This is a genomic window from Pedococcus bigeumensis, from assembly GCF_039531795.1.
GTDB classification, from domain to species: Bacteria; Actinomycetota; Actinomycetes; order Actinomycetales; family Dermatophilaceae; genus Pedococcus; species Pedococcus bigeumensis.
Genome location: NZ_BAAAQS010000004.1, coordinates 14,893 through 29,662, shown reverse-complemented (window position 1 = coordinate 29,662; position 14,770 = coordinate 14,893). Strand labels below are relative to the sequence as shown.

General features: G+C 71.7%; 15 protein-coding genes. 7 read left to right on the top strand and 8 right to left on the bottom strand.

Going from position 1 to position 14,770, the window contains the following annotated elements:
• Nucleotides 1–649 (top strand): hypothetical protein (locus tag ABD262_RS15710; protein WP_344138302.1); only part of this gene is annotated, 649 nt, incomplete at its 5' end.
• 22 nt (nucleotides 650–671) lie between these two features.
• Here ABD262_RS15710 and ABD262_RS15705 read toward each other — a convergent pair.
• The 4 genes from ABD262_RS15705 to ABD262_RS15690 form a co-directional block, all read right to left on the bottom strand.
• On the bottom strand, nucleotides 672–1,970 hold the full coding sequence (locus ABD262_RS15705) for an MFS transporter (RefSeq protein ID WP_344138300.1): 1,299 nt from the start codon (nucleotides 1,968–1,970) through the stop codon (nucleotides 672–674).
• Between the two features lie 631 nt (nucleotides 1,971–2,601).
• Nucleotides 2,602–2,799: a hypothetical protein gene (locus ABD262_RS15700; RefSeq protein WP_344138298.1), complete on the bottom strand. Its 198-nt coding sequence runs from the start codon at nucleotides 2,797–2,799 to the stop codon at nucleotides 2,602–2,604.
• A gap of 95 nt (nucleotides 2,800–2,894) precedes the next feature.
• A complete protein-coding gene (locus ABD262_RS15695; protein WP_344138296.1) occupies nucleotides 2,895–4,463 on the bottom strand; it encodes an RNA polymerase sigma factor in 1,569 nt (522 codons plus the stop codon).
• Entirely contained in the window at nucleotides 4,456–4,785 is a 330-nt protein-coding gene (locus tag ABD262_RS15690) for a hypothetical protein (protein WP_344138294.1), read from the bottom strand. Before ABD262_RS15690 ends, ABD262_RS15695 begins: the two co-directional genes overlap by 8 nt.
• A 482-nt stretch (nucleotides 4,786–5,267) precedes the next feature.
• Between ABD262_RS15690 and ABD262_RS15685 the strand changes: the two genes are divergently transcribed.
• Nucleotides 5,268–6,185, top strand: a complete 918-nt coding sequence (locus ABD262_RS15685; protein WP_344138292.1) for an SH3 domain-containing protein — start codon at nucleotides 5,268–5,270, stop codon at nucleotides 6,183–6,185.
• 168 nt (nucleotides 6,186–6,353) lie between these two features.
• On the opposite strand, the gene ABD262_RS15680 is transcribed toward ABD262_RS15685, so the two are convergent.
• The gene (locus tag ABD262_RS15680) at nucleotides 6,354–7,196 is read right to left on the bottom strand and encodes a hypothetical protein (protein ID WP_344138290.1); all 843 of its coding nucleotides are present in this window, start codon (nucleotides 7,194–7,196) and stop codon (nucleotides 6,354–6,356) included.
• Nucleotides 7,197–7,486: 290 nt separating this feature from the next.
• Here ABD262_RS15680 and ABD262_RS15675 point away from each other — a divergent pair, with 290 nt between their 5' ends.
• Nucleotides 7,487–7,858: a hypothetical protein gene (locus ABD262_RS15675; protein ID WP_344138288.1), complete on the top strand. Its 372-nt coding sequence runs from the start codon at nucleotides 7,487–7,489 to the stop codon at nucleotides 7,856–7,858.
• A gap of 74 nt (nucleotides 7,859–7,932) precedes the next feature.
• Here ABD262_RS15675 and ABD262_RS15670 read toward each other — a convergent pair whose 3' ends face one another.
• Nucleotides 7,933–8,298 carry a hypothetical protein gene (locus tag ABD262_RS15670; protein WP_344138286.1) on the bottom strand — a complete coding sequence of 122 codons (366 nt, stop codon included), beginning with the start codon at nucleotides 8,296–8,298 and terminating at the stop codon, nucleotides 7,933–7,935.
• A gap of 319 nt (nucleotides 8,299–8,617) precedes the next feature.
• Here ABD262_RS15670 and ABD262_RS15665 point away from each other — a divergent pair, with 319 nt between their 5' ends.
• The gene (locus tag ABD262_RS15665) at nucleotides 8,618–9,250 is read left to right on the top strand and encodes a TetR/AcrR family transcriptional regulator (protein ID WP_344138284.1); all 633 of its coding nucleotides are present in this window, start codon (nucleotides 8,618–8,620) and stop codon (nucleotides 9,248–9,250) included.
• Nucleotides 9,251–9,325: 75 nt separating this feature from the next.
• Here the strand turns inward: ABD262_RS15665 and ABD262_RS15660 are convergent, their stop codons facing one another.
• Together ABD262_RS15660 and ABD262_RS15655 are read right to left on the bottom strand one after the other, a co-directional pair.
• The gene (locus ABD262_RS15660) at nucleotides 9,326–9,877 is read right to left on the bottom strand and encodes a LytR C-terminal domain-containing protein (RefSeq protein WP_344138282.1); all 552 of its coding nucleotides are present in this window, start codon (nucleotides 9,875–9,877) and stop codon (nucleotides 9,326–9,328) included.
• Between the two features lie 249 nt (nucleotides 9,878–10,126).
• Complete coding sequence (locus tag ABD262_RS15655; protein WP_344138280.1) at nucleotides 10,127–10,870, bottom strand: DUF4118 domain-containing protein; 744 nt, start codon at nucleotides 10,868–10,870, stop codon at nucleotides 10,127–10,129.
• A 130-nt stretch (nucleotides 10,871–11,000) separates the two neighbouring features.
• On the opposite strand from ABD262_RS15655, the gene kdpF reads away from it, so the two are divergent.
• The 3 genes from kdpF to kdpB are packed head-to-tail and all read left to right on the top strand — an operon-like array spanning nucleotide 11,001 to nucleotide 14,769.
• Complete coding sequence (gene kdpF, locus ABD262_RS15650) at nucleotides 11,001–11,099, top strand: K(+)-transporting ATPase subunit F (protein ID WP_344138278.1); 99 nt, start codon at nucleotides 11,001–11,003, stop codon at nucleotides 11,097–11,099.
• Nucleotides 11,099–12,748, top strand: coding sequence for a potassium-transporting ATPase subunit KdpA (kdpA, locus tag ABD262_RS15645; RefSeq protein WP_344138276.1), 1,650 nt, complete (start codon nucleotides 11,099–11,101; stop codon nucleotides 12,746–12,748). The genes kdpF and kdpA overlap by 1 nt, the downstream gene beginning before the upstream one ends.
• On the top strand, nucleotides 12,745–14,769 hold the full coding sequence (gene kdpB, locus ABD262_RS15640; protein ID WP_344138274.1) for a potassium-transporting ATPase subunit KdpB: 2,025 nt from the start codon (nucleotides 12,745–12,747) through the stop codon (nucleotides 14,767–14,769). Before kdpA ends, kdpB begins: the two co-directional genes overlap by 4 nt.
• Nucleotide 14,770: the final 1 nt, after the last annotated feature.

Below are 14,770 nucleotides of genomic sequence, written 5' to 3'. Positions count from 1 at the left end.
CGCCCGACGGCACCGCGCCCGACGGCCCCGCCCTGGTCTGAGGCCGGCCGTGCTGCAGGCGAGCCCGCCGTTCGACGTCCTGCCTCGCGACGTTGCCGGTTACGACCGGGCGGTCGCGCGGGGGCAGGTGCGTCCGGTCCCCGACCAGCCGCCGGCCCTGCTCCCCGGTCGCAGTGCGAACACCATCCTCTGGTGGGTCGTGGGGGAGTTCGTGGGAGCGATCCTCAGTTCGGCCCTGTTCTCGAAGTTGCTGCTGGACGACCGGTCCGTGGTCGACAGCGGCGGCCGCGGCTGGGTCTTCGCCGCCTCGATGGTGGCCTGGGTAGGGGTCCTCCTGCACGAGCTGCGGGCCATGAGCCAGCGCCTGCTCGCCGAGATCGACGCCGGTTACGTCACCACTCAGGTCCTGGCCGCGCAGCTGACCCTGCGGGCGAACCGGCACTACCCGCGGCAGTTCGCCTACGGTGAGCGACAGACGCCCTGGAACTGCGCAGGAATCTGGGCGCTGCACGGGCGCACCGGCCGCGTCCTGCACGCGCCCGACCGCTCGTTCGACGCCCCTGGCTTCTACCCGTCCCCGTACCGTCCCGGGCTCCTCGAGCTGTGGACCGGGGCAGGCTGGGCCGACCAGTACCGACCCATGGGCTGACCCGCGCCGGCCGCGGGGCTCGTCAGTCCGCCCCCACTCGCGCGGCCGTGCCCGACCGGCCCGAGCCGAGTGCGGCGGTGGCCACGGCGACCGCGGCCACCGCGAGCGCCACCCAGGTGCCACGCGGTCCGAGGAGCCCAGCCAGCAACAGCGCCACGGCGGTGCCGATGGCCGTGCCGCTCTGTGCCGTGGTGTTCAGCAGCGCCGCGGCGGCGGACTTCGCGGAGGTCGTCACGGTCGTGCCCAGGTCGTTGGCTGCGACCGACGCGAGACCGAGTCCGGCACCGCACACCCCGCTGGCGACCCCGATACCCAGCGGAGTGGGCGTCGCGGCCATCGCCAGGTTGCCGGCACCGATCACCACCAGGCCGGTCGCGGTGGTGACCGACCAGCCGCGCGCCCGGATCAGGCGGGGGGCCACCGTGGAGGCCAGCACGACCGCGAGACTGACCGGCAGCAGGACGCCTGCGGCTCGAAGGGGGGAGAGCGCGAGGTCGCTCTGGAGGAAGAGGGTCGCCACCGTGATGGACGAGCTCGTCGTGGCGGTGTTCGCGGCCGAGGCGACCGCACCCCATCGCACGTTCGGGGAGCGACGCACGGCCGTCGGCACCAGCTCGGCCGCACCGCGCCGCTCGAGTGCGCGATGGGTCATCGCGGCGGCCGCCGCGAGAGCCAGCACGCAGAGTCCGAGACCCAGGTGCCTACCGTCCCCCAGCAGCGTGGCTCCCACGACGATCGACGCGATGGAGGTCGCGAGCGTCAGCCCCGGCACCCATGGGACCACCGGCGGGTCCGGCGTCGCCGACGTCGACGGCAAGTAGGCCATCGTGGCCGCGACCAGAGCCACCCCCAGGACGAGCATCACCACGAAGACCAGTCGCCACGAGGCCCACTGGGTGAGCGAGCCTCCCACCACGAACCCGAGGGCTCCCGCGGCTGCCCCGGTTGCGCTCCACGCAGCCACGGCCCGCTGTCGGGCGCGGCCCGCCGGGATGACCGAGGTCAGCAGCCGTAGGGCCGCCGGCACCGACGCTGCGGCCGCCGCGCCCTGGAGCGCGCGAGCCCCTGCCAGGACGACCATCGAGCTCGCGGCCGCGGCGAGCACCGAGGCGAGGCTGAACAAGAGGACCGACCAGACGAGCAGCCTGCGGTGACCGTGCCGGTCGCCCAGCCGGGAGGCCACCATCAGGAGGCCACCGAAGGCCATGGCGTATGCCGTGACGACGGCAGTGCCGCCCGCCCGACCGCCACCGAGCTCCTGGGACATCTCGGGGAGGGTCGTGACCACGACCGTGACACCCATGACGTCGACGAACTGCACTGCGCACAGGGTGAGGACGACGGGGCTGTCGCCCCGCGGTCGGTCCGGAGTCCTCGGAGTGCTCGGTGTGTGACTCATCCGACCACCGTGCCAGCGGCCGCAGACAACACCCCATGACCCCGGCGTGATGACCCCGACGTAATGACCCCGGGGGCCTGCGCGTCCTAGTGGTTGACCGGAGCACCCAGCCAGTGGTCCGGTCGCGGACGGCAGCCACCAGGTCACCCCCTGACGGACTCGGCAGCCGTTCGTCACGAACGACGGGCGCCCGCACCCCTCACCCCCTGGGCGCCCGTCGTTCAGGCGGGCCACGGCATACCTGCCTGTCGGGAGGCGAGCCGCGGTGCAGGCCTCGCGTCACCATGGGGCCCGTTGCACGTCGTACGGGTGGGCGGCGTGGTTGCAGGGGGACTACGCCGCCCGACTGCCGAGTGCACGCCCGACGACAAGGGTTTCTGGTCGGCGAAAGGCACGCTCAACAACGCCGATGCCGCCGGTTCCGATGTCGGAACCGGCTCTCTCGTTTCCTGCCCCGACGGCCGAGCGTCATGGGGAGCGCACGGCGAGAGAGCGCACCTGATACTGGGTGGACCGCGATGGGGGAGTGCGACGAGGGCACGACAGGGAGCGCTCAGGGTGCGGAGCCCGAGGCCAGGTCGGCCCGCCACTGGTTGCTCTCGTGCACCAGGTGGTGCGCGGCGGTGTACACGTCGGAGAGTGCCTCGAGCATGCAGCACGGATCCAGCAGGTCGGTCCGGGTGGGGTCGGTGTTGAGGAAGTTGGCCCACCCGACCGCTTGCCTCAGGGACTCCAGGTCCCGGGTCGACACGGGCGTACGGTCAGATGCCTTCATCACGACCTCCTGCGGGATGATGCATTCACGACGATGGTCGCCGGGTGGTGGGTTGCGCCGAGAGCGGGAGCTCACGGGGGCCAAGTGGTCCCGACAGAGCCCGTCGCTGGCGAGCCATTGCTGTACGTGCCACTCACGGTGGCACGCACCCGGCCCTGCGAGTCGGCAGCCCAGGCCGTGTGGATCGTGCCGCTCCATCGGCCGTCCGCGGCTGCACGAGCTGTGCACGTCACGACGTTCTGACTCTGCGTGCACGGGTCCCAGGCGCCCTCGCTCCCGGCAAGGCTCACGCCGTCGGGCAGCTCCAGCACCAGGCGAAGTGGGCCGACGATGCCCTCGGCGGCTGCTGACACCTGGATCGAGGTGCCGGACCGAGGACCGGTGATCTCGAGGTCCACGGCCAAGGGACTGGTCCGTGGTGCGGCGGTGGTGGTGGTGGGGGTCGCGGCGGCGGAGGAGGGGGTCGCGGCAGCGGAGGAGGGGCGGGCGACCGCCGCCGGGCTGGGCGCTGGCGCCGTGGTCGAGCGCATCGGGGTGGTCGGCGCCGCGGTCGACGTCCGCGGGGGGGCCGTCCTGCGCGGGACCGTCGGCGGCCGCGTCGTGGGGGAGGGGGAGGCAGAGGGCTGTGCTGAGCTCGGCAGGGTCTGCGCCACCGGAGGTGGCGTGATGACCTCGGGTCTCGTGGCGAACAGGATGGCGACGGCGGCTCCGGCCATGGCCGCTGAGCCGAGAGCCCAGCGCGCACCCGGTCGGAACCCGAGGAGGTTCGTCGTCGGGCCGGGGCCGCCGAGCAGGCCGCCGGCGCCCCCGCCCGCGCCGCCGGCACCCCCGCCCGCGGCACCAGCGCCCCCGGCCGCGCTCACGCCGGCCGCACCCAAGAGCATCTTCGACGGGAAGAGGCCGACGATGGCCGGGCCGAGGACGCCGGCGAAGTGGAGGTTGACTGCCCGGAGCTCGTCGATGCGGTGGGTGCACGCGACGCAGCTCGCCACGTGGGCCGTCAGCGCGGAGGGCGCGTCCGGCTCGGAGATGGAGAAGTCTGCGAGCCCGTCGATGAAGGGCTTGCACTGGGCTTCCACCCCCCGGTCCGACAGGTGGGCGCGCAGGTAGGACAGGCGGAAGCCGCGTCGGGCGCGCTTGGCCAGGGCCGCGACACCGTTGGGAGACAGGCCCATGGCTCGGCCGACCTCGATGTTGCTGTCCTTGTCGACGGCCGTGCGCCACAGCACGATCTGCCACCGTTGCGGCAGCTCGGCGAACGCGACTCGGACGAGCTGGAGCTCGCTCATGTGGGCAGTCGTGTCGGCGGTCGGCTTGTCGAAGAGGGCCACGTCGTCGGTCATCACGTCGCCGGCGGAAGAGCGGGTGGCTCGGCTCGCGGCGAGGTTGCGCACCGACGTCACGAGGTAGGCGCGGACCGACGTCGTGGGGCCCGCGCCACCGGACAGGGCCGAGAGCATCCCCGAGAAGGCGTCCGACGCGATCTCTTCTGCATCGCGCGGTTGTCGCGTCACCCGCCGGGCGGCCAGGAGCACGGACGGGTAGTGCCTCGTCCAGAGGTCGACGGCAGCCTCACGGTCCCCAGCTCGGAGACGATCCAGCAGCGCCGCGTCAGGAGTCGGCTCGTCGAGGTCATCCACAGTCAGGGCCCGACTCCGGCTCGGCGTGTGCAGCGGGGAGCTCCTGCAGGTCCTGGAGATCCAGACCGGGGTAGAGGGGCGCGACGCTGAAGCGCACGTCGCCACTGCCTCCTGCTGCAAGGTCGGCTCGGCGTTCGGCCTCGGCGACCGCAAGGGCGGCGAGGCCGCTGGCGTACGGGCCGGAGTACGTGGCCAACGCGCACCCGGAGATGTTGGTGACGACGACATGGGGCATGTCGATCTCGTCGATCTCCATCGAGTACATGATCCGCGCAATGCGCTCCATGTCGCCCGCGCCGTGCGGAACCTGCGACTCGTTCACCTGCCCACATCCTCGATCGCCGAAAGCCCTGCTCTCCACGCATGAAGACTCCCCAGCGCGCGATGCATGACGCGATCCGTGCTGCCTCAGGCGCTGCGGCTCGCCGGCGCGTCGTCGCAGGCCCTCCACGGCGGCATCGTCGCCGCGACCCGGTCGCGGTAGGTCCTCCCGAAGGCCGCCCGTGCGCGGAAGCTCAGGGCGGCCGCCGCGTTGGAGCTGATCGCCCTGCTCCGCCGCATGGCCTCGTCGCGACCTGCCGCCGTGGAGGGGCCGCCCGGTCCGTAATGCCCGATTGCCCGGATCGGTCTATGGGGTGACACCGTTCCCCTCCAGCCTCCGGGGTCGGCCCCCGCAGTAGTGGTGGCAGGCGCGGCAGGCGCGGCAGTCGTGCCGGGGTGCTCGGGGAGTGGGCGTCCAGCACGGCTCTCGTGGGCCACCGGTCCTCGAGGGAATTCGCTATGCCTGGAGAGGTGTGACTTCGAATGACCTTCGCAACGTCGACCAGGACCCGTCGGGCCGATCGCCCGCTCGCTTCCCAGCAGCACCACCACCCGTCCCGACGACGCGCACGCGGCTCGTGCTGTGCAGCGGCCGGGGCCGTCGTGGCCGTCGTGGCCGTCGTGGCCCTCTCGGTCCCGACGACCTCCGCGCGGGCCGGTGGGGAGGCTGTCGGGGAAGCGGTCACCGACGCGCCGACAGCCGCGTCCAGCCAGCTGCGACCCGACCTGCCGATCCGTCTGCCGTGGGCGGGTCCGGCTCGACCGACGCCCCGGACGGGCACGGGGCAGCTGGCATCCACCTCGTCGCCCCGGCAGGCCCGTCGGGTCTGTGTGCGGGTGGCCAACGTGCGCTCCGGCCCCGGTCTCTCCCACCGCGTCATGACCACGCTGAAGCAGGGCACGATGGTCCGAGGGACGACCACCCGGGGGTGGCTGCGGATCCGCGCCACCAGGTGGATCTCGGTGTCCGTCACCTGCCGCTCGACCGGCGGTGCGAAGGCCGTCCGCGCGGGAGAGACCACCTTCACCGCCTGGGTCCGCGCTCTCGACCCGGCGGGGAACGCCCGCTGGACCATGGACCATGCGCGCAGGCACACGCGCGGCGACGTGCGTGGCCTCACGGTGTTCCACAGCTCTGGACCCGCGCGGTCGACCGTCTACATCCAGCCGGGGATGACCTGGTCGAAGACCAAGCTGGTCATGGCCCACGAGGCGATCCACGTCAGGCAGATCCGGTACGGCGGCTTCTCGCACTCGATCGTGGCCTTCGGCAGTGTCCGCGGGATGGAGCGGGCCGCCGACTGCGGGGCGACCATCATCCTGGGACGGGTGGTCAGGGCGGGCTGTCCGGCGGCGATGGCGCCCCGGGTCCGGCACCTCCTCGCGGGGCATCCGGCCTGACGGCTGAACCCTCAGCTGCAGGGTAGGAAACGGCGGGCGGTTGCAGGCCCGCCCGCCGTTTCCGGCAACCTGCATCCCCCGATGACAGGTCAATGGTGGAGACCGGCCAGGGGCCGGAGTGTGACGCGACGACCCGGGTCGACCATCGTGGCCCCGCGAGCCGCGCCCTCACTCGGGACCGGTGCTGACGTCATCTGCGGTGACGTCGTCTGCGCTGCCCGGCAAGATGTCGACCCGCACCACGGCGGCCGCGATGTCGCCGACCCGCCCGCCCGGGGCGAGGTCGACCGCACCCGAGCGGGTGTCGAGATGGACGTACTCGGCATAGACGACGCAGAGCGCGCCCGAGGCGGCCACCGCCCGCCGCCACCGCCGGTATGCCGGGTGGTCCACCCGGCGCGTCAGCTGCAGGAGGGGCACCTGCTCGCCGTCGAGCGTGCCCGTCAGTGCGAAGAGGGCGCCGTCGAGGGTGCCCTGGACCGCGGTGGTGGTGGGCGCGTGCGCGGTGACCCAGCCCAGCTCGCCGACGCCGAACAGCTCGAACCCGAGCTCGAGGTAGGTGGAGATCCAGGCCGAACGACCTTCCGCGTGGTCGAGCTCGCGGACGACGACCGGGTCCGGCGTCGTGAGGACGAGGCCAGGCAGGTCGGCCTCGTCGGGGTGGGGAGGAGCGATCAGGACGTAGTGCATGTCCGAGTCCGGCGTGAACGGCAATGTGGACGTTTCGTCGACTGTCGTGGGGACGACCCACAACCGGGGCGCCTGGCAGGACCGGTGGTGGACCTCGGCGACGAAGTGCCGGTAGCGGAACCCGGGCAGGGGCGGCGGCGGGTCGGGCACCGTCACCTGGACGGTCAGGGATCGACGGTCGTCGAGCTCGAGGGGACGCGAACAGGTGGCACAGGTGCGGGCCGAGGTCGCCGTCGCGAGGACGTAGTGGCTGGTGTCCGCGGTCTTGAAGACGCGCAGCTCGGGTGGCCAGTCGACCTTGTCGACTCCGGCGTCGCCCACGGCGTGCACGCTCGCTCCCTTCGTCGTCTCGGCTTCCTGGAGGGACGCGACAGCGGCTCGGACGTGACGCAGCGTGACTGGCTCGGTCCGTCACGCAGGGGTGTGCGGGGAGTCTCTGTGTGGAGGCGCCCGACCAGACGGCGCCGATCGCGAGTCGTGGAAGGACGAGAGTGACGAACACCGCAGACCCTGGCCTCGACCACCGAACCGACCGGGATGGCTGGTCCGGCCCCCCGACGTCCATCGCGTCCTGGCCCACCCTGGCGAGGGCTGCCCGCGAGGCCCTGTCCATGATCCCCGCCTCCGAGGAGGGTCGGGCCCGTCAAGCGCCGTTGCTGCACGAGCTGCAGCGCGCTGCCTGCACCCGCACTCCCGAGTGGCAGCCCGACGTGGCTGTGGTTGCGCAGGCCCGGGACCTGGTGGAGACGACGCTGGCAGGGCTGCGCGAGCCGGCCAGTGCCCGTCCCTACGACGTGGAGCGCGCGCAAGGGCTGCGCCGACTCGTCCTCACCTTCGTGACCACGGCCACTGACCAGGTCGCCCGAGAGGTCGCGGGCGACGACCCGTCGCGGACCACCGGGCACCAGGGGGTCCTCGCGGCCGTCCGGGCAGGGCGTCACGCTCGGGGGCTGCTCGACGACTCGACCACGGCATCGGGCTAGGCCGCGCCCACACCGCACGCCACCACCCGGACGGGAACCGACCGGACGGGAAGCGACCGGAGGGGGAGACGGCGTCAGCGCTGGTGGGCCAGCCGCCGTGCGTGCAGGACCTTGGCGTAGATGGCCGTGACTTCCGCCAGGGTGGACACCGGCACGGCGGTGACGTGCTTCCACCCTGGGGCCGTCGCAGTGACGCGGACGGTGCCGACGACGCCGGTCGGGGCGCCGGCGGCGGCATCCGAGGCGGGCCAGTGGGGCGGAGTGCTCCCGTCGTCGATCTGCCACTCGACGTGCCTGGTGGACGAGAGGCCGCTCGGCGTGGCCACCGTGTCCGCGCTCAGGGTGATGTCGCCGATCCGCTGCCGGCGCCGCGCCTCGGACGGAGATTGGTAGCGGGGGTGCCGCGAGGTGGCATGGGCAGCGGTCTCGTGTGCGGGCATGCCCCAAGAGACCCGGCGCCGGCGCGATCGTGACGGTGGAGAGGGTGTGGGGAGCCTCGCGGGGGCGACGGCGACGACCGCGTGGTACGCCGGCCGGCTGCGCATCAGGGACTGCAGCCGACCGACGTGGGGCCAGCGTGCTCTGCCTCTTGACACCTGTCAAGATTCTCCTTGACACTCGTCAAGATCCGGCGGCTTGCTACCCTCGGGAACCGGGATGAGCGTGCCAAGGACGCACGCGCCGAAGGACTCACCAGGGCTGGTCATCGGCTCGTCAGAAGATCGTCAGGACGTCGTCGACTCGGCAGGAGGCGTGCGCGTGACGCAGGCCGTGGAGCACCCGACCGACCGCTTCGACCGGGTCCACGTCGACAAGTTCGAGGCGCGCCGCGCCGAGCTGGCGGATGCGACGCTGGCCACTCTCGGCGAGCTCGGGTTCGCCCGCACGAGCCTGCGCGAGATCGCCCAGAAGACTGCCTTCTCGCACGGCGTCCTGCACTACTACTTCCGCGACAAGATCGAGCTCATCACCTACTGCGTGCGCCGCTACAAGGAGCACTGCGTGACGCGCTACGACGAGATCGTCGAGCAGTCGGCCAGCAGCGAGCAGCTCGCCGACCTCTTCGCCGACGCCCTCGTGGGCACCATGCTCGAGGACACGGCGATGCACCGGCTCTGGTACGACCTGCGATCCCAGGCCATGTTCGAGGTGGCCCTGCAGCCGACCGTGGTCGACCTCGACCGCCAGCTGGAGGAGATGATCTGGCGAGTCGTCTCCCGGCACGCCGAGCTGGGCGACACCGTGCCCGCCGTGCCGTCGGTCACCGCCTACTCCGTCTTCGACGGGCTCTTCGAGAACTGCCTGATCCGGCACCTCGCGGGCGACTCCGGCGCGGCAGAGCGTCTGCGCACCGAGGCGGCCTGGCTCATCCGCACGCTCATGAGCGCCTGACGCACCGCCCCGCCACTCGCTGAGTTCGGAGGATTCACCGGGTCCTGGTCCGGTGCATCCTCCGAACGACGGGTTTCACGGGCAGGGTCGGGTCACCGTGACCACGGTCTTGGTCGGCGGCCCGGCGGTCGCGGCCGGCTCCACCTCGGACGGGGCGGGCCCCAGGGCCCGGTAACCGAGCCCGATGACCACGTCGACCGACGTGCCGGCGCGGGAGTCGGCGAACAGCGTGGCGCCGGGGATCTGCGACGCGGTGAGCAGGGCCTGGTCCAGCCCTTCGGGGCCGTGGTGCACGACTGCGGTCTGGGTGACGTACCAGGCCTCCGGGGCGTTGGTGATGTCGCCGACCGAGAAGGAGCGCCTGGCCAGGCCGGCGGCGACCCGAGCGGCGACCCCCTTGCGACCGGTGGCGTTCATGACGTTCACCGTGAACGACGCCCGAGCCGGGGCCAGCGCCACGACCGGGCCGCACGTGGGCACGGGGGTCGGCGGGGTCATCCACCCGGCCGAGTAGGCGGCGGTCATGCTGGCGGTGCCCAGCAGGACCCCGGGAACGGTGACGAAGAGCATCACCTGGCGCAACCGGTGCTTGCGCCACCGCTGCGCCGGTGTGCGGTGGTCGTTCAATGTGGGTCTCTTTCGTGGACGGAGCCCGAGACGCATGGCGGCGTCCTAGGGCTCGACGGTGGATCGCCCGCAATGGGCAGCGGTCGTCGCTGCTGCGGCCCTGCGGCACCGCAGGGGATCCCTGGAGCTCCGGAGGCACCCGTCGGCGGAGGACGTGGAGGTGCGCCGCCGACGGGTGCCCGTGGTGTGACCGGAGGGTGAGCCGGTCAACCGATGAGACCCGGCCTGCGGCAAATCGTGACGCGGGCGTCAGGCGGCCGGGGCTGCGGCCACCTGGTCGGCGAGGAGCACCGCGACCCGTCGCTGGTCCGAGGTCGGACGGGACACGTGCGAGGCGCTGGTGAGCTCGAAGTAGCCGCGTGGGGTGCGTCCGCTGTGCACGGGGAGGAGGACCACCCGGTCGACGGGCAGGCCGGAGCGCTCGACGTCGAGCGAGGTGCCCCCGCGCGTGACCGAGCCGTCACGCTGGAGCACCGGACCGCCCGGGAGCGTCGGGCTCACCACGAACTCGCACCGGTCGAGGTCGAGCACCTCTCGGATCCGCTCTGCCACGGAGGCGGTCACGGTCACCAGGTCGCCGTCGAGGGCCACCGACTCGGCCGTGGCCATGACGCCGGCGAGGTAGCCACGTTGGCGTCCGACGTCGGCACGCTGGCGCTGGCCCCACAGCGCCAGCTCGCTCACGGCGACTCCGACGACGAGCAGCAGCACGGCCACCTCGACGTCCTCCGCGCTGTCGATGGCCAGGCTCCGGTACGGCTGGGTGAGGAAGAAGTCGAACCAGACCGCGCTGGACGCGGCAGCGACCAGGCCGGCGGCCCGCAGGCCGGTCACCGCAGCGGCCACGATCAGGAGGACGAGCCCCACAGCCGCGCTGGCGTCGGGCACCTTGTCCGGGGCCGCGCCGATCGCCGCGCACAGGATGAGGGGGGCCGCGGCCGCGCCGGCCACCGCCCAGTTCCGGCGCCGCGACGAGAGCTGCTCGATCTGCATACCGGCATCACGCCTCGCGTGCCCCACCACGGTCAAGGCCCTTGACGCGTTCTGTATGCCGCAGCGTCAAGATCGCGTCAACACGCGTCAGGGCGCCGTCAACGGAAACGTCGACGGTTGATGAAAGCCGTTGACTGACACCGTGATCGAAAATCTCGTGGCCGGAGTGCTCGGCCTCGCCCTCCTTGGCTACCTCGTCTACGCACTCATCAGGCCGGAGCGGTTCTGATGTCCGACACCCTCGGCGGCCTGCTGACCATCGGGCTGCTCGTCCTCCTCCTCGCGCTCTGCTACCACCCGCTCGGGGCGTGGATGGCCAAGGTCTTCTCCGACCCGAGGCACTGGCGGGTGGAGCGCGTCGTCTACCGCCTGGTGCGCGTCGACCCGGACTCCGAACAGGGCTGGCGTGCCTATGCGACGAGTGTCGTGTCGTTCTCCGTGGTGAGCGTCGTCGCGCTGTTCGGCCTGATCGTCGCCCAGACCCACCTACCCGGTCGGCAGGGTGCCGAGGGGATGGGCCTGACGACGGCGCTCAACACGGCGATCTCGTTCGTGACCAACACCAACTGGCAGTCGTATGCCGGTGAGGTGGGCGCGACCCCGCTGCTGCAGACCGTGGGCCTGACCGTCCAGAACTTCGCGTCCGCGGCGGTCGGGCTGGCCGTGGCCGTGGCGCTGATCCGGGCGTTGGCCCGCCAGTCAGCAGCGTCGCTCGGGAACTTCTGGGTCGACCTGGTGCGCGGTGTCGTGCGGGTGCTCCTGCCCATCTCCCTGCTCGCCGCGGCGCTGCTCCTGGTCGGCGGTGTGGTGCAGAACCTCAACGGCCCCAGCGTCATCCACTCCCTGTCGGGTGCCGACCAGGTGATCCGCGGGGGCCTGGTGGCCTCGCAGGAGGCGATCAAGGAGCTGGGCACCAACGGCGGTGGCTACTTCAGCGCGAACTCCGCGCACCCCTTCGAGAACCCGAACCCGCTCACCAACGTCTTCGAGATCTTCCTGCTCCTGGTGATCCCCCTCGCCCTCACCCGGACCTACGGGCTCATGGTCGGCGACCGTCGGCAGGGCTGGGCCCTCGGGGGGTTCGCCGCGGTGCTGTGGGCCGGTGGTGTCGGTCTCACGACCTGGGCCGAGGTGCACGCCTCCGGCACGTTGACGGGTGCGATGGAGGGCAAGGAACAGCGCTTCGGCGTCTGGGGGTCGACCCTCTTCGCGGCGTCGACGACCGGCACCTCCACCGGCGCAGTCAACTCCATGCACGAGAGCTTCAGCCCCCTCGGGGGCGGCACCGTGCTGGCCAACATGGTCCTCGGCGAGGTGTCGCCCGGTGGTGTGGGGTCGGGCCTCTACGGCATCGTCATCGTGGCCCTGCTCGCCGTGTTCGTGGCCGGCCTCATGGTCGGTCGCACGCCCGAGTACCTCGGCAAGACGATCGGGCGCCGCGAGGTCACGTGCGCTGCCCTGTACGTGCTCGTCATGCCTGTGCTGGTCCTGGTCTTCACCGGCCTCTCCCTCGCCGGCGACGGACCACGCTCCACGATGCTCGCCACCGGACCCCACGGGCTCACCGAGGTCCTCTATGCCTTCACGTCAGCGGCCAACAACAACGGCAGTGCGTTCGTCGGCCTCGGCGCCGACACCCCTTGGTACAACCTGACCCTGGCTGCCTGCATGCTCCTCGGCCGGTTCGTCCCGATGCTGCTCGTGCTGCGACTGGCCGGGTTGCTCGTGGGGCAGCGCATCCGTCCAGCCACGGCCGGCACGATGCCCACCCACACCCCCTTGTTCGTCGGCCTGGTGACCGGCATCGCCCTCGTCGTCGCCGGGCTCACCTTCTTCCCTGCCCTGGCGCTCGGTCCCATCGCGGAGGCTCTGTCATGACCCGCTCGTTGCTGCACGTCATCCCGCAGGCACTTGCCAAGCTCGACCCGCGTCACGTCTACCGCTCGCCGGTCATCTTCGTGGTCTGGGTCGGCTCGGTCCTCACGACGGGCCTGGCTGCCAAGGACCCCAGCGTCTTCAGCTGGTCGGTCGCGGTCTGGCTCTGGCTGACCGTGCTCTTCGCGAACGCGGCCGAGGCCGTCGCCGAAGGGCGCGGCAAGGCGCAGGCCGCCAGCCTGCGGGCCGCCAAGCGCGAGACCGTCGCCCGTCGGCTGCGTGCCGACGGGTCCGAGGAGTCCGTCCCCGGCAGCGAGCTGCGCGTCGGCGACACGGTGGTCGTCGAGGCCGGTCAGGTGATCCCGGGCGACGGGGAGGTCGTCGAGGGCGTGGCCACGGTGGACGAGTCGGCCATCACCGGCGAGTCCGCGCCCGTCATCCGGGAGTCGGGTGGCGACCGGAGCGCGGTCACCGGCGGCACCACCGTGCTGTCCGACCGCATCGTCGTCCGGGTGACCACGAAGCCGGGCGAGAGCTTCATCGACCGCATGATCGCCCTCGTCGAGGGAGCCCAGCGACAGAAGACCCCCAACGAGATCGCGCTCACCATCCTGCTCACCACCCTGACGATCGTGTTCCTGGTGACCGTGATGGCGATCCAGCCGCTGGCCTCGTACTCGGGTCGGGTGCAACCGGTCGTCGTCCTGGTGGCGCTGCTCGTCTGCCTCATCCCCACCACCATCGGTGCGCTGCTGTCCGCCATCGGCATCGCCGGGATGGACCGCCTCGTCCAGCGCAACGTCCTGGCCATGTCGGGGCGTGCGGTGGAGGCGGCCGGCGACGTCTCGACGCTCCTGCTCGACAAGACGGGCACGATCACCTTCGGCAACCGCCGCGCCACCGCGTTCCTGCCCCTCGGTGAGGACGGCAGCCACGACCTGCCCGACGCGGCATACCTCTCGTCGCTCGCCGACGCCACGCCGGAGGGCAAGTCGATCGTCGAGCTGGCCACGACGGATCATGCCGTCAACGGCGGGCGGTCCGCGCAGGTCCTCATGCGCGACGGGGCGGAGTTCGTCGAGTTCAGTGCCATGACACGCATGTCGGGGGTGGACCTGCCGGACGGCACCCACATCCGCAAGGGTGCCGCATCGGCTGTGCGGCACTGGGTGGAGGAGTCCGGGGGTGTGCTGCCCCCACAGGTGCAGGTCCTCGTCGACGACATCGGCAGCAGTGGTGGCACGCCACTCGTGGTGGCCCGCCAGGACGGCATGAGGCCGGCGCGGGCGCTTGGCGTCGTGCACCTCAAGGACGTGGTCAAGCCGGGCATGCGCGAGCGGTTCGACGTCATGCGTGCCATGGGGATCCGCACCGTCATGATCACGGGCGACAACGCGCTCACGGCCGCCTCGATCGCCAGGGAGGCGGGCGTCGACGACTTCCTCGCCGAGGCGACACCCGAGGACAAGATGCGCCTGATCCGCAAGGAGCAGGAAGGTGGCCGGCTCGTCGCCATGACCGGGGACGGCACCAACGACGCGCCGGCACTCGCCCAGGCCGACGTCGGTGTCGCGATGAACTCCGGGACGTCGGCCGCGAAGGAGGCCGGCAACATGGTCGACCTCGACTCCGACCCGACCAAGCTCATCGAGGTCGTCGAGATCGGCAAGCAGCTGCTGATCACCCGCGGGGCGCTGACCACCTTCTCGATCGCCAACGACATCGCGAAGTACTTCGCGATCATCCCGGCGATGTTCATCTCGCTCTTCCCGGGTCTCGACGCCCTCAACGTCATGAGGCTGTCGTCGCCCGAGTCGGCCATGCTGTCGGCGGTCATCTTCAACGCACTCATCATCCTGGCGTTGATTCCGTTGGCGCTCAGAGGAGTTCGCTATCGCCCCTCGAGCGCCGCCCAGATGCTGCGGCGGAACCTGCTCGTCTACGGGCTCGGCGGCGTCGTCGCCCCCTTCATCGGCATCAAGCTCATCGACCTCGGTGTCTCCCTCCTCCCCGGATTGGCCTGAT

Excerpts from the sequence above, each read along its gene's own strand:
- ABD262_RS15685 (WP_344138292.1), top strand. The coding sequence starts at position 5,268 with ATGACCTTCGCAACGTCGACCAGGACCCGTCGGGCCGATCGCCCGCTC.
- ABD262_RS15675 (WP_344138288.1), top strand. The coding sequence starts at position 7,487 with ATGATCCCCGCCTCCGAGGAGGGTCGGGCCCGTCAAGCGCCGTTGCTG.
- ABD262_RS15670 (WP_344138286.1), bottom strand. The coding sequence starts at position 8,298 with ATGCCCGCACACGAGACCGCTGCCCATGCCACCTCGCGGCACCCCCGC.
- ABD262_RS15655 (WP_344138280.1), bottom strand. The coding sequence starts at position 10,870 with ATGCAGATCGAGCAGCTCTCGTCGCGGCGCCGGAACTGGGCGGTGGCC.
- kdpA (WP_344138276.1), top strand. The coding sequence starts at position 11,099 with ATGTCCGACACCCTCGGCGGCCTGCTGACCATCGGGCTGCTCGTCCTC.
- kdpB (WP_344138274.1), top strand. The coding sequence starts at position 12,745 with ATGACCCGCTCGTTGCTGCACGTCATCCCGCAGGCACTTGCCAAGCTC.